Genomic DNA, 12,563 nt, shown 5'->3' on the forward strand with positions numbered 1-12,563 from the left:
CTGGATGTTAAGGCAAACTAATCTCTAATCACCAATCACTATGCTCTAATTAATCGGCAATTGCTTTAGCCATTTTTGCCGTTGTTCTCTTTATCTTTTTTTCGCTTTCGTCGGCCACAGGCGCTTCAAACGCTTTGCCGATGATATAAACCTGTTGCGATGTATGTTGTTTTGCATAACCGGTGGCGGTGCTGCTGCTTTCCTTACGGGATATTACATCCAGGTTCAGATCGCTGTTGCGGAACTTGCGCAGCATATATGGCCAGGCGCCCATGTTCTCGGGTTCTTCCTGTATCCATATAAAATCGATAGCGTTGCTGTATTTGGCTTTTATTTTTTGCATTTGTGTAACAGGCGTAGGGTACAACTGTTCTACACGTACAATAGCTACATCCTTGCGCTTGTCTAATTGCTGTTTTTCCAGCAATTCGTAATACAGCTTGCCCGATACAAATAATACGCGTTTCACTTTTTTAGCCTCGGCGTAAGTATCATCAATCACTTCCTGGAATTTGCCTTCGGTAAAATCCATTAAAGGCGATACGCAGGCCGGATGGCGCAGCAAGCTTTTTGGCGAGAAGATGACCAGCGGTTTACGGAAATCGCGTTTCAGCTGGCGGCGCATAATATGGAAGAAGTTGGCCGGGGTAGTACAATTGGCTACCTGGATGTTGTTATCCGCGCAAAGCTCCATAAAGCGCTCTATACGGGCCGATGAATGTTCGGGGCCCTGGCCTTCAAAGCCGTGCGGCAGTAACATCACCAAACCGTTACCGCGCTGCCATTTAGTTTCGGAACTGGCAATGTATTGATCAACAATAATCTGCGCGCCGTTCAGGAAGTCGCCAAACTGGGCTTCCCAAATGGTTAAGGCATTAGGGTTTGCCAAAGCGTAACCATATTCAAAACCCAATACACCGTATTCGGATAGTAAAGAGTTGTAAATGCTGAATTTGGCCTCGGTACCCAAAGTATCCAGCGGCGTATATTCTTCTTCCGAATCAACCAGGGTCAGCACCGCGTGGCGGTGCGAGAATGTGCCGCGTTTTACGTCTTCGCCGCTTAAGCGTACCGGGTGTCCTTCTTTTAATAAAGTACCGTAGGCTAATAACTCGCCCATGGCCCAGTCAAAAACTTTAGTCTGGTCAACCATTTTACGGCGGTCTTCAAACAGTTTTTCTATCTTTTTAAAGAAAGCTTTATCCTTAGGCAACTCGGTTATTTTACGGCCTATTTCTACCAGCTCTTTTTCTGCAACAGCGGTATCCTGCGTGGCAATCACCTCTTTTTCGGTAGGTAAATGCAGGCCCTGCCATGCACCAAGGAACATGGGCTTGCTTTCTATAAACTTATCTTCCGATTTACTTTCGTCCAGATCTTTTTGCAGCACCGCGCGGAAATCAGTTTCCACCTTTTTGGCGGCGGCATCATCCATTACCTGTTCGGCAATCAGTTTTTGCTTGTATATTTCCAGCGTGTTAGGGTGCGCGTCAATAGCCTTATATAATACCGGCTGGGTAAACTTAGGCTCGTCCGACTCATTATGACCGAACCTGCGGTAGCACAAAATATCAATAAATACATCGCCGTTAAATGTTTGGCGATATTCCATAGCCAGGTTAATTACGTAAGCCAGGGCTTCCACATCGTCACCATTTACGTGAAAAACGGGTGCTAAAACTGTTTTGGCTACATCGGTACAATAGGTACTGCTTCGGGCATCTTTATAATTGGTGGTAAAACCTATCTGGTTATTGATCACCAGGTGAATGGTGCCGCCGGTACGGTAACCGTCCAGCTTTTCCATTTGCAATACTTCGTAAACAATACCCTGGCCGGCAACAGACGCGTCGCCGTGGATCAGTATCGGCGCTATTTTATTATAGTTGCCTTTGTATTTAAAGTCGATTTTAGAGCGGGTCAGGCCTTCTACAATCGGGTCAACTGTTTCCAGGTGCGATGGGTTGGGGCAAAGGCTAAGGTGTACCTTTTTACCGCCGGCGGTTTCAATATCTGTTGAGTAACCCAGGTGATACTTCACATCGCCCCCATGGGTCGAATCCTCATCATAGTTTTTACCCTGAAACTCGGAGAAGATCTCTTTGTACGATTTCTCCATGATATTGGCCAGCACATTCAGCCTGCCGCGGTGGGCCATGCCGATGGTAAATTCTTCGATACCCAGTTCGGATCCTTTTACAATAACCGAATTAAGGGCGGGGATCAGCGCTTCGGCACCTTCCAGCGAGAAGCGTTTCTGGCCCAAAAACTTGGTACCCAAAAAGCTTTCAAATATTACAGCCTGGTTAAGCTTATTTAATATCTCCTTTTTTTCGTCGGATGTAAAGTTTGGGGTATTGCGCTTCAGCTCCATACGCTCCTGGAACCATTTTACCTTAATAGGGTTGCGCATGTATTTATACTCGGCACCTATGGTTTCGCAATAGGTTTCTTCCAGCATCTGGCGTATAACGCTCAATTTTGCCGGGCCCATACCCAGTTCAACACCGGCGTTAAACACAGTGTCCATATCGGCGTCGCTCAGGCCAAAAGTTTCCAGTTCTTTACCCGGGAAATACTGGCGGCGCTCGCGCACCGGGTTAGTTTTAGTGAACAGGTGGCCGCGCGAACGGTAGCCATCTATCATGTTCAGCACGTTAATTTCTTTCAGCACATGCTCGGGAGTTGATCCCGCTGCTCCTGCTGCCGCACCTTCGGCACTTTGGCCAAATTCAAACCCTTCAAAAAATTTCTGCCAACCAAAATCAACCGACTCAGGGTCCTGTTGATACGCTTCGTATAATCCGTTGATGTAGGCTGCGTTCCCGCTATTGATATAATTTAGACGATCCATGTAGAAACTGATCTTTAAACCCTGCAAAACTAAAACATTTAACCCAAACCCTGAAAAGAATTATTGTATAAATGACGGAAATAAATGGCAAATGCACCTGTTTTTCAATATTTAACAGAGTAATATACCGATCGGTTTATTTTAAGCCGGTACACTAAGCTAAATTATCAGACACGATGACTGTAATCTATCAGGCAGGAAGCCTGCTTGCATAACTAAAGGGTTTCAGATTATAGACAAACGCCGCCGGGCAGAACGCCGGAACGACTTACAACACTTCAAAACGATAGCCCTTTTCACTCCAGTACTCCAAAGCCCGGGGCAAGGCATACTCCAGCCGTTCAAAAGCTTTTAAACTATCGTGAAAAACAACTATAGATCCGTTGCCGGTATGTTTCAGCACATTCTTCAGGCAGCCTTCGGGCGATAGCTGCTGGTCAAAGTCGCCACTTAGTATATCCCACATGATGATCTCCAAATCGGGGTTAATATTCTTTAGGCGCTTCACCTGCGAGTTTTTAATACGCCCGTAAGGCGGGCGAAACAAGGTGCTATGCAGCAGGTCATCGCATTTTAAAAAGTTAGCGGTATAGGTATCATCGTCGGTTTTCCAGCCTTTCAGGTGGTTATAGGTATGATTACCGATGCGGTGGCCATCGGCCAATATGGCCTTGTATATATCAGGATGCTTGTTTACATTGTCGCCAATACAGAAGAACGTGGCACGGGCATTAAACTGTTTTAAAATATTTAAAACAAACGGTGTAACAATCGGTATAGGTCCGTCGTCAAAGGTGAGATAAATGCAATGGCTACCGCGGTTTTTGTGCCAGGTTAGGGCAGGATACAGCTTTTTAAGCAGCCAGGGAGTTTTAGCCAGGTACATTTTGCAAATTAAGTTAAAAATGTGTCATCGCAACTAAACAAATATCACAACAAATAACGTAGCCTAATCAGTAGCGTTGTGCAATAAATAACATGAAACAACTATTATTAATATTTAAAAAAACCGGTATTTGCGCGCTGCTTGTTTGCGCCATAACTGTTACAGCCAATGCCCAGGAAGTAATTACCCTGCAAAAGGCGGTTGATCTGGCATTATCGCGCAACCTGACTATCAAACAGGCACAGTTTACCGAAGCTATTGATAACGAAACTTTAGAGCAATCTAAACATAACCGCTTGCCTAATTTAACTGCCAGCACATCGCCTACGGTAAATTTTGGCCGTAATATTGATTTTACCACCAACCAGTTTGTTAACCAGCGCGTGTTTGGTTTTAATGCTACTATGAGCTCGCAGGTAGTGCTTTTCCAGGGCTCGCAGTTAAAAAATCTGATCATCCAAAACAAAATTTTACTTGATGCCGATAAAAGCAATACGGCCAAAGTAAAAAACGACCTGGTGTTAAACGTGGTTACTACATTTTTACAGGTATTAAGCAACCAGGATTTGGTAACTGCGGCCAACCAGCAAATAGAGATTGCTAAAATAACACTGGACAGAACCGAAAAAGGTTATAAAGTTGGTAATTTAACCAAAGCCGATATGGCCCAGTCTACCGCCCAGCTGTCAACAGCCGAACTTAACCAGGTGAATGCCGCCAACCAGTTGGAATCGTCTATATTAACGTTAAAACAATATATGGAGATGAACCCGGCTACGCCTATTAAGGTAGACCGTCCGGATATCAGTCAGTTAACAAACATTAAAACTTCATATAATCCGCAGGAAGTATTTAATTCGGCCATGGCGGTTAACCCCGATGTGCTGTTAGCCGATATCCGTAAAAATGCCAGCGCTCAGGCCATCAAGGTAGCTAAAGGCGCTTATGCACCAACGGTTGTATTATTTGGCCAGTTAGGTTCAAATTACTCGGATGCTTCACGTAATTTACGGGGCGAATTTTACCCCCTGTTTTCGCAAATCAATGATAACTTTAACCAGGCCGTTGGTATAAGCTTACAGATCCCTATTTTTACAAGGTTTAATACCCGTACCAACGTACGTAAAGCGCAAATAAACTTCCAGAATGCCGAAGTTACCGCGCAACTGGCTAAAAACAACTTAAATAAAATTATCTATCAGGCCGTTTGGGATTTGCAGGCTTCACAAAAACAATATCAATCGTCGCTGCAAACGTACGAGGCCAATAAAGAGGCCTTTAATGTAACACAGCAGCGTTTTAACGTTGGTTTGGTAAACTCGCTTGATTATAATACATCGCTTACCAATTTAAACAAATCGCAGTTTGATATGATCCAGGCAAAATACATGGTGGTATTTCGCAGCAAAGTGATCGATTATTATCTGGGCAATCCTATCACATTATAATAGTATAAAAAACAAAATCAATCACACCCCATGGGAAAGACTACTAAATACATACTTTACGCTGTTGGCGGACTTATTGTTCTACTGATCATCGGCAAAATGACCGGGATCATCGGCAAACCCAAAACAACACAGGTAGCTACCGAAAAAGCCGAAACACGTGTTATTAACGAAACCGTATCGGCCAGCGGCAAGATCAAGCCTGAAGTTGAGGTAAAGATCAGCTCGGAAGTATCGGGCGAAATTGTTGAGCTGCCAATTAAAGAAGGCGACGTGGTTAAAAAAGGCCAGTTACTGGTACGTATCCGTCCCGATATTTTAAAATCGGGTTACGAACGTGCCGTGGCATCGTACAATACCCAAAAAGCCAGCGTGGGCAACTCTACCCAAATGCTTAACCAGGCTAAGGCTAACTTCGAAAACTCCGAAGCCAAATATAAACGTAGCAAGGAGTTGTTTGATCAGAAAGTATTAACCGCTGCCGAATTTGATGCCGCCAAAGCTGATTACGCCAGCGCAAGGGCAACTTTAGAAGCGGCCAAGCAAAACGTAACCGGCTCAAACTACGGCCTGGCACAATCTGCCGCATCGGTAAAAGAAGCATCAGATAACCTGGCTAAAACCAGCATTTTTGCCCCTGTTGATGGCGTAGTATCTAAACTATCGGTTGAACAAGGCGAGCGCGTACTGGGTACTGCACAATTTGCCGGTACCGAGATCATGACGATATCTGACCTGAGCCAGATGGATGTAAACGTAGATGTGAACGAGAATGATATTAACCGCGTGGTTTTAGGCGATTCGGCCAAAATTGAGGTCGACGCGTTCCTGGGTAAAAAATTCACAGGCGTGGTAACCGAGATAGGCAGTTCGGCCAATGTGGTAGGCACCAATGCCGACCAGGTTACCAACTTTACCGTTAAGGTACGGATCAATCCCGAATCGTATGCGAGCATGATCAATAAGGATGCTAAAAACCCTTCGCCTTTCCGTCCGGGTTTAACAGCTACTGTTGATATACAAACCAACCGCACTACCTCATTGTCGGTACCGATACAATCGGTAACCACCCGCGACGACAAGAAAGCTGCGGCCGCAGCCGATAAACCTAAACCGGCTGATGAGAAAAAAGTAAAAACCACCAATAACGAGGTTAAAACATACGTATTTATATACGAGGCCGGCAAGGTAAAACAAGTAGCGGTAACCACCGGCATACAGGATGATACCTACATACAGGTACTAAGCGGCCTGAAAAGCGGCGACGAAATAGTATCGGCCCCGTTTGAAGCGATCTCTAAAACACTGAAAGATAAAATGGAAGTAGAGAAAGTAGATAAATCGAAGCTGTTTAGCGGCGATGTGAAGAAATAAGCCCCCTAACCCCCTGAAGGGGGAATAAGAATTTTAAAAAGACTGTCTCAAAAAGATAGTCTTTTTTTGTTTAATTATTTTGCTCCCCCTTTAGGGGGTTGGGGGGCTTATTATTTTTATTAATTTTGTCCTCCTATCAAACTCCCCCTTTAGGGGGTTGGGGGCTTCATGCACGAGAAAAGAAACACGATAGCCGTTATAGGCGGGGGCAGCTGGGCCACCGCTAATATTAAAATGCTGGCCGATAACACATCGCCAAAAGATATTTTTTGGTGGATGCGCAGCCAGGAAGCGGTAGACCATTTAGTTAAGTTTAAACATAATCCCAAATACTTAAGCTCGGTTGAAATTAATGTGCCTGCGCAGCATATTGGTACCGATTTAAAGCACATCGTTAGCCAGGCCGAGTTTATATTACTGAACGTACCCGCCGCTTTTTTAAAGGATGCGCTTGACGGCATTACCCCGCAGGACCTGGAGGGCAAAAAAATTGTATCGGCTATTAAAGGCATTGTGCCTGATGAAAATCTGATCATCGGCGAATTTTTAAACCAGCGTTACAACATTCCTTTTAACAACCTGCTGGTATTAAGCGGCCCCTGCCACGCCGAAGAAGTGGCGCTTGAAAAACTATCCTACCTCACCATTGCATCGCCGGATACAGAACTGGCCGCGCGTTTTGCCGGGTTAATCAATACCCGCTATATTAAAACCATCGTGTCTGATGATATTTATGGCACAGAGTATGCTGCCGTGTTGAAAAATATTTACGCTATTGCCAGCGGCATTTGCCATGGCTTGGGGTATGGCGATAATTTCCAGGCGGTGCTGATATCAAACGCTATCCGCGAGATGGAGCGTTTTGTTGAGGTGATCCACCATATCGACCGGGATATTAAAGAATCGGCCTACCTGGGCGATCTGATGGTTACCGCCTACTCGCAGTTTAGCCGCAACCGTACATTTGGCAATATGATAGGCAAGGGCTATACCGTAACATCGGCCCAGTTAGAGATGAACATGATTGCCGAAGGCTACTACGCCGTAAATTGCCTGTACCAGATCAATAAACAGCACCATGTATTTATGCCTATTTGCGATGCTGTTTATGCTATCCTCTATCAAAAAAGGTCCCCTTTTTTGGAAATGAAACATTTGGCAGAAAATTTGAGTTAAACAAGCGTAAGAATATTTAACTCTAATTTATTTTGCCATGAAAATCATGTTTAAAACCGCATTGTTTGCTGCAAGTTTATTTGTAGCCGGTCAATCGCAAGCCCAAACCACGCATAAAGATTCTACTTTAGGCCATAAAATAAGCAAAACAGCCACAAAAGTAGGTAACACTACAGCTACAACCGCTAAAAAGGTGGGGAATAAAACATCAGAAGTAGCAGCCAAGGGCGCCGCTGCCGTAGTTGATAAAAAGTACGATGGGATGGTAGCACCGGGTGGACAAACTGTGTATATTAATAAGCACTCTCAGTATTACTACGTTAATAAAAAAGGCCACCGCGTTTATTTAAAAAAATCGCAGCTGGTTCATAAACCTTAATCAAATAATAACGTCAAAACAACCAAAGCCGCCCGTTACAGGGCGGCTATATTCCATATCACCATGAAAACGTTCTTCCTTATTTTTATCCACCTGGCATCGGCAATTGTTCTGTTTATCGGTTCATGCTCGCACTCGGCTAAAAATAAGCTGAAGGGCGAGTGGAAATCAAAAGACGGGAAGATCCGTTTAAGCATTACCGCCGATAAGTTTACCGAAGATACCGGATCGCCCGTTACCGAAGATTACTTTGTGAAAGGCGATACCATTTTCACCTCGTTTGAAGGTAACCAGCCCTATACCAAATTTGTAGTACAACAGGTTGACGACCATAACCTTAAACTGCTCTATCCCGATTCGGTATCGGTGGCTTTTGTAAAGTAAATTCAAATAAATCTGCTATTATTCTTCAATTACATGCCATTTTGCTTTTGATGTGGTAGCTTTGCGCGGCAGCCATATTAAGCTTGCCAAATCATCAAGCCAAATCTCATGTCATCCTACCACATCGTATCAACTATTGGTAACACTCCGCTGGTGCAATTACAAAAAATTGTTCCTGATGGCAGCGCCAATGTATTTGTAAAGCTGGAATATTTTAACCCTACCGGATCATACAAAGACCGTATGGCCTACGCCATGATAGATGAGGCGGAAAAGCGCGGCGACCTGAAGCCCGGTATGACGGTGGTGGAATATACCGGCGGCAGCACCGGCACATCCCTGGCCTGGGTTTGCAGTATTAAGGGTTACCAGTTTATAGCCGTATCATCCAACGCTTTCGCGAAGGAAAAGCTGCAATGCATTAAACTTTTTGGCGGCGAACTGGAACTGATCCACAGCCCTACAGGCGAGATCACGCCCGACCTGATCCCGCGTGCCATGGCCCGCGCGCAGGAGATCTGCCAGCAGCCAGGCACCTTTGCCACCCGCCAGTTTGAAAATGCCGACGCCGTTGTTGGCTATAGCCAAATAGGTAAAGAGATCCTGGAACAATTACCCGGCCCTATCTCCGCGTTCTGCGGCGCTGCGGGTACGGCCGGAATGATCAGCGGGGTATCACGCGCGTTAAAAGCCGCGGATATGAATACGAAGATCATTGTACTGGAGCCTGCATCGTCGGCAGTGATATCCACCGGGGTAAAAGGCAGTCACCGGGTAGAGGGTATTGGTTCGGGTTTTGTGCCGCCTTTATTAAAATTAAAAACAACCCTATACGATGAGGTACGCGCTATCGACGAGTTGGAAGCCCGCGCGATGGCCCGCCTGCTGGCTACAAAAGAAGGTATATTTGCCGGCACATCTTCGGGATTGAACGTAGTTGCGGCTTTGCAACTGGCAAAGGAGCTTGGCCCGGGCCATAATGTGGTTACCGTAGCCTGCGATTCGGGGATGAAGTATTTAGCGGGCGATCTGTACGCCTAATATCTTCAAAGCTGAAGCGTCCTTACACCGCCATCTGGTAAGCATGGGTTACCCCTATTTTGCTTAACTTATTTTTTAGTATGGTGCGTGCGCGGCAAAGCGTTGTGCGCGATAATAGTTCGGTCATGCCCAGCGCACTGCCAATTTCCTGGTGCGAGTAGCCTTCAATGGCGTACATATTAAATACACTGCGGTAAGTATCAGGCAACTGGCGGATGATCTTCATCAGGTCCTGCGCCTCCAGCTGATCGTTATTGTAAGTGCCGCTAAAGGTTTCGGTATACATATCATCGCACAATACAATTGGCCTGGCTTTACGATAACGGGATATGGCCGAGTGCACCATAATGCGGCGCATCCATCCTTCCAGGCTGCCTTCGCCGCGGTAGTTGTGGCGGTTTTTAAAAGCTTTTATAAATCCTTCCTGCAAAATATCCTGCGCCTCATCGCGGTCGTGAGCGTAGCGCATGCATACGGCCATCATGCGTGGTGCCAGTGTTTTATAGAACAGTTCCTCTTGTTTGCGTTCATTTTTTAAGCAGCCCGCCCATATCCTCTGCAATGTATCTTCTGTTGCCATGGTATTGTTGTATTGATTTGATACCACTATGCCAAAATTGGCACCACTTATATAACACGCTAATTATCAAGTAAATAAATTTTAATTACTATTTAAAACCGTACGGTAACGTACAGTAGGCGTACAGGTGCAGACAATCCCCCCCAACCCCCTGAAGGGGGAGTTATAAAACAAAGTCTCCCCTTTAGGGGAGATTTAGAGGGGCTTCACTATCTTTGCCCTATCCGGGATAAAAACCCGGCAACATCATGATCAAAGAAACCGAAATAGTTTGCTCCCCCGAGGTGCATGAGAACGAGGCTGAGCTTATCAAAATAGCCGCGACGGACTTAAGGCTATCCCCCACCCGCATTACCGGGATTAAAATCCTGAAACGATCTATAGACGCGCGTGGCCGAAAGGTAGTTTACCGTATGCAGGTACGTGTTTTTGTAGATGAACCTATCCAAACCGAAAGTTATACCGTTAAATATCCAAATGTCAAGGACGCCAAACCGGTCATTATCGTAGGTGCCGGTCCGGCGGGATTGTTTGCCGCCTTGCAGTGTATCGAACTGGGCTTTAAGCCGATAGTGATTGAGCGTGGCAAGGATGTAAAGCAACGCCGTCGCGATCTGGCCGATATTAACAAGCAAGGCATCGTAAACCCCGAATCTAACTATTGCTTTGGCGAGGGCGGGGCGGGAACTTACTCCGACGGTAAACTCTACACCCGGTCGACCAAACGGGGCGACGTAAATGCGGTGCTAAAAGTATTTGTAGCCCACGGCGCCTCCGAAGATATTTTGGTGGATGCCCGCCCGCATATCGGAACCAATAAGCTGCCGCAGATCATCACCACCATGCGCGAAACCATTATGGAAGCCGGCGGCGAGGTATTGTTTGACACCAAGGTAGTGGGATTGATTGTAGAATTTGATAAAATAAAGGGCGTAAAAACTTTAGCGGGCGATACCATTAAATCAGATGCCGTGATACTGGCCACCGGCCACTCGGCGCGGGATATATTTGAGATGCTGCACCGGCAAAATATACTGATAGAGGCCAAGCCCTTTGCCCTGGGTGTGCGCATAGAACATCCGCAGGAGATCATCGACCGTGCGCAATACCATTGCGATACCCGCGGCGAATACCTGCCGCCCAGCTATTACAGCTTGGTAGAGCAGGTGGAAGGCCGGGGTGTGTTCTCGTTTTGCATGTGTCCCGGCGGTATCATCGCCCCCTGCTCAACCGAGCCGGGCGAAATAGTAGTAAACGGCTGGAGCCCGTCTAAACGGAATAACCCTTATGCTAATTCGGGTACGGTGGTGCAAATTAATTTAGAGGATGTGGTTGGTGATAACGCCGATCCTTTTAAGCTGCTGAATTTTCAAAAGCAGGTAGAGCAGGCAGCATTTGTGGCGGGCGGCGGCAGCTTGGTAGCCCCCGGCCAGCGCATGGTTGATTTTGTGGAGGGCCGTTTATCTGCCGATCTACCTAAAAACTCGTACCTGCCCGGCACCAAAAGTGTGGAGTTGAAAGAGGTACTACCCGGCTGGATCAACGAGCGATTGCGCAAAGCCCTGCCGGTATTCGGTAAAAAAATGAAAGGGTATTATACCAACGAGGCGATATTGGTGGGTGTGGAATCGCGCACATCATCACCCGTAAAAATACCGCGGGATAAAGAAACATTGCAACATCCGCAAATTACGGGGCTGTATCCCTGCGGCGAAGGAGCTGGTTACGCGGGTGGCATTATTTCTGCTGCGATAGATGGCATTAACTGCGCTGTAGCGGCTGTAAAACTGTTATAAACACCTGTCATTTCGAACGTAGAGAGAAATCTTATGCTTGCGATGAGTATTGCCGTAGAAGATTTCTCCTCGTACCTCGTTCGAAATGACAAATTCAAAAAATATAAAAGCGATGACAACAGGAGAAAAATTAGTACAGGAATTTGAAGAAGTATTTTCGGGCCACCCATGGTATGGCGATCCGATATATGACATTTTTGGCCGGATCACTTTTGAATCGGCTTACGAAAAACCATCGCCCGCGGCACATAACGTGGCCGAGATATTGCTCCACATGCTAAGCTGGACCGAAGAAGTAATGGATCGGATGAACGGCATGACCGCCAGCGTTCCATCCAGCGGCGACTGGCCCCCAACCGGCGCTCCCGATGAAAAAAAATGGGCCGATTGGATAGATGATATCAAACTGGCCAATGTTAACCTGGTGAAGATCATCCGCGATTTCCCGGAAGAACAATGGGATGAAAAGATAGATGATAAACGTGGTTACGAGCCTGTTGCCACCTATAAAGAACTGGTACGCGGATTCATCCAGCATCAAATTTATCATGCCGGGCAGATCGCTATTTTAGTGAAGTAGTACCCCTCCCAACCCTCCCCGAAGGGGAGGACTACAAAATTGTCATTGCGAGCGATAGCGCGGCA

Annotated in this window: 11 protein-coding genes; 8 read left to right on the plus strand and 3 right to left on the minus strand. The window is 46.2% G+C overall.

Going from position 1 to position 12,563, the window contains the following annotated elements:
• Positions 1-49: 49 nt before the first annotated feature.
• A complete protein-coding gene (locus AC07M6_RS20755; protein WP_494892778.1) occupies positions 50-2,854 on the minus strand; it encodes a 2-oxoglutarate dehydrogenase E1 component in 2,805 nt (934 codons plus the stop codon).
• 268 nt (positions 2,855-3,122) lie between these two features.
• A complete protein-coding gene (locus AC07M6_RS20760; RefSeq protein WP_494892780.1) occupies positions 3,123-3,740 on the minus strand; it encodes a polysaccharide deacetylase family protein in 618 nt (205 codons plus the stop codon).
• Positions 3,741-3,832: 92 nt separating this feature from the next.
• Here AC07M6_RS20760 and AC07M6_RS20765 point away from each other — a divergent pair, with 92 nt between their 5' ends.
• From AC07M6_RS20765 to AC07M6_RS20790, 6 genes are all read left to right on the plus strand, one after another.
• A complete protein-coding gene (locus tag AC07M6_RS20765; protein ID WP_494892782.1) occupies positions 3,833-5,188 on the plus strand; it encodes a TolC family protein in 1,356 nt (451 codons plus the stop codon).
• Positions 5,189-5,218: 30 nt separating this feature from the next.
• Positions 5,219-6,562, plus strand: a complete 1,344-nt coding sequence (locus AC07M6_RS20770; RefSeq protein ID WP_494892784.1) for an efflux RND transporter periplasmic adaptor subunit — start codon at positions 5,219-5,221, stop codon at positions 6,560-6,562.
• Between the two features lie 168 nt (positions 6,563-6,730).
• Positions 6,731-7,738, plus strand: a complete 1,008-nt coding sequence (locus AC07M6_RS20775; protein ID WP_494892786.1) for an NAD(P)H-dependent glycerol-3-phosphate dehydrogenase — start codon at positions 6,731-6,733, stop codon at positions 7,736-7,738.
• A gap of 37 nt (positions 7,739-7,775) precedes the next feature.
• On the plus strand, positions 7,776-8,117 hold the full coding sequence (locus tag AC07M6_RS20780; protein ID WP_494892788.1) for a hypothetical protein: 342 nt from the start codon (positions 7,776-7,778) through the stop codon (positions 8,115-8,117).
• A 63-nt stretch (positions 8,118-8,180) separates the two neighbouring features.
• A complete protein-coding gene (locus AC07M6_RS20785; RefSeq protein ID WP_494892790.1) occupies positions 8,181-8,501 on the plus strand; it encodes a hypothetical protein in 321 nt (106 codons plus the stop codon).
• A gap of 108 nt (positions 8,502-8,609) precedes the next feature.
• Entirely contained in the window at positions 8,610-9,542 is a 933-nt protein-coding gene (locus AC07M6_RS20790) for a PLP-dependent cysteine synthase family protein (RefSeq protein ID WP_494892792.1), read from the plus strand.
• 22 nt (positions 9,543-9,564) lie between these two features.
• On the opposite strand, the gene AC07M6_RS20795 is transcribed toward AC07M6_RS20790, so the two are convergent.
• A complete protein-coding gene (locus AC07M6_RS20795) occupies positions 9,565-10,122 on the minus strand; it encodes an RNA polymerase sigma factor (RefSeq protein ID WP_494892793.1) in 558 nt (185 codons plus the stop codon).
• Between the two features lie 248 nt (positions 10,123-10,370).
• Between AC07M6_RS20795 and AC07M6_RS20800 the strand changes: the two genes are divergently transcribed.
• Entirely contained in the window at positions 10,371-11,918 is a 1,548-nt protein-coding gene (locus tag AC07M6_RS20800) for an NAD(P)/FAD-dependent oxidoreductase (RefSeq protein WP_494892794.1), read from the plus strand.
• A 112-nt stretch (positions 11,919-12,030) separates the two neighbouring features.
• On the plus strand, positions 12,031-12,498 hold the full coding sequence (locus AC07M6_RS20805; protein WP_494892795.1) for a DinB family protein: 468 nt from the start codon (positions 12,031-12,033) through the stop codon (positions 12,496-12,498).
• Positions 12,499-12,563 lie beyond the last annotated feature (65 nt).

Source organism: Mucilaginibacter sp. GW821-FHT07H05 (genome assembly GCF_059418485.1).

Excerpts from the sequence above, each read along its gene's own strand:
- AC07M6_RS20755 (WP_494892778.1), bottom strand. The coding sequence starts at position 2,854 with ATGGATCGTCTAAATTATATCAATAGCGGGAACGCAGCCTACATCAAC.
- AC07M6_RS20760 (WP_494892780.1), bottom strand. The coding sequence starts at position 3,740 with ATGTACCTGGCTAAAACTCCCTGGCTGCTTAAAAAGCTGTATCCTGCC.
- AC07M6_RS20765 (WP_494892782.1), top strand. The coding sequence starts at position 3,833 with ATGAAACAACTATTATTAATATTTAAAAAAACCGGTATTTGCGCGCTG.
- AC07M6_RS20770 (WP_494892784.1), top strand. The coding sequence starts at position 5,219 with ATGGGAAAGACTACTAAATACATACTTTACGCTGTTGGCGGACTTATT.
- AC07M6_RS20775 (WP_494892786.1), top strand. The coding sequence starts at position 6,731 with ATGCACGAGAAAAGAAACACGATAGCCGTTATAGGCGGGGGCAGCTGG.
- AC07M6_RS20780 (WP_494892788.1), top strand. The coding sequence starts at position 7,776 with ATGAAAATCATGTTTAAAACCGCATTGTTTGCTGCAAGTTTATTTGTA.
- AC07M6_RS20785 (WP_494892790.1), top strand. The coding sequence starts at position 8,181 with ATGAAAACGTTCTTCCTTATTTTTATCCACCTGGCATCGGCAATTGTT.
- AC07M6_RS20790 (WP_494892792.1), top strand. The coding sequence starts at position 8,610 with ATGTCATCCTACCACATCGTATCAACTATTGGTAACACTCCGCTGGTG.
- AC07M6_RS20795 (WP_494892793.1), bottom strand. The coding sequence starts at position 10,122 with ATGGCAACAGAAGATACATTGCAGAGGATATGGGCGGGCTGCTTAAAA.
- AC07M6_RS20800 (WP_494892794.1), top strand. The coding sequence starts at position 10,371 with ATGATCAAAGAAACCGAAATAGTTTGCTCCCCCGAGGTGCATGAGAAC.
- AC07M6_RS20805 (WP_494892795.1), top strand. The coding sequence starts at position 12,031 with ATGACAACAGGAGAAAAATTAGTACAGGAATTTGAAGAAGTATTTTCG.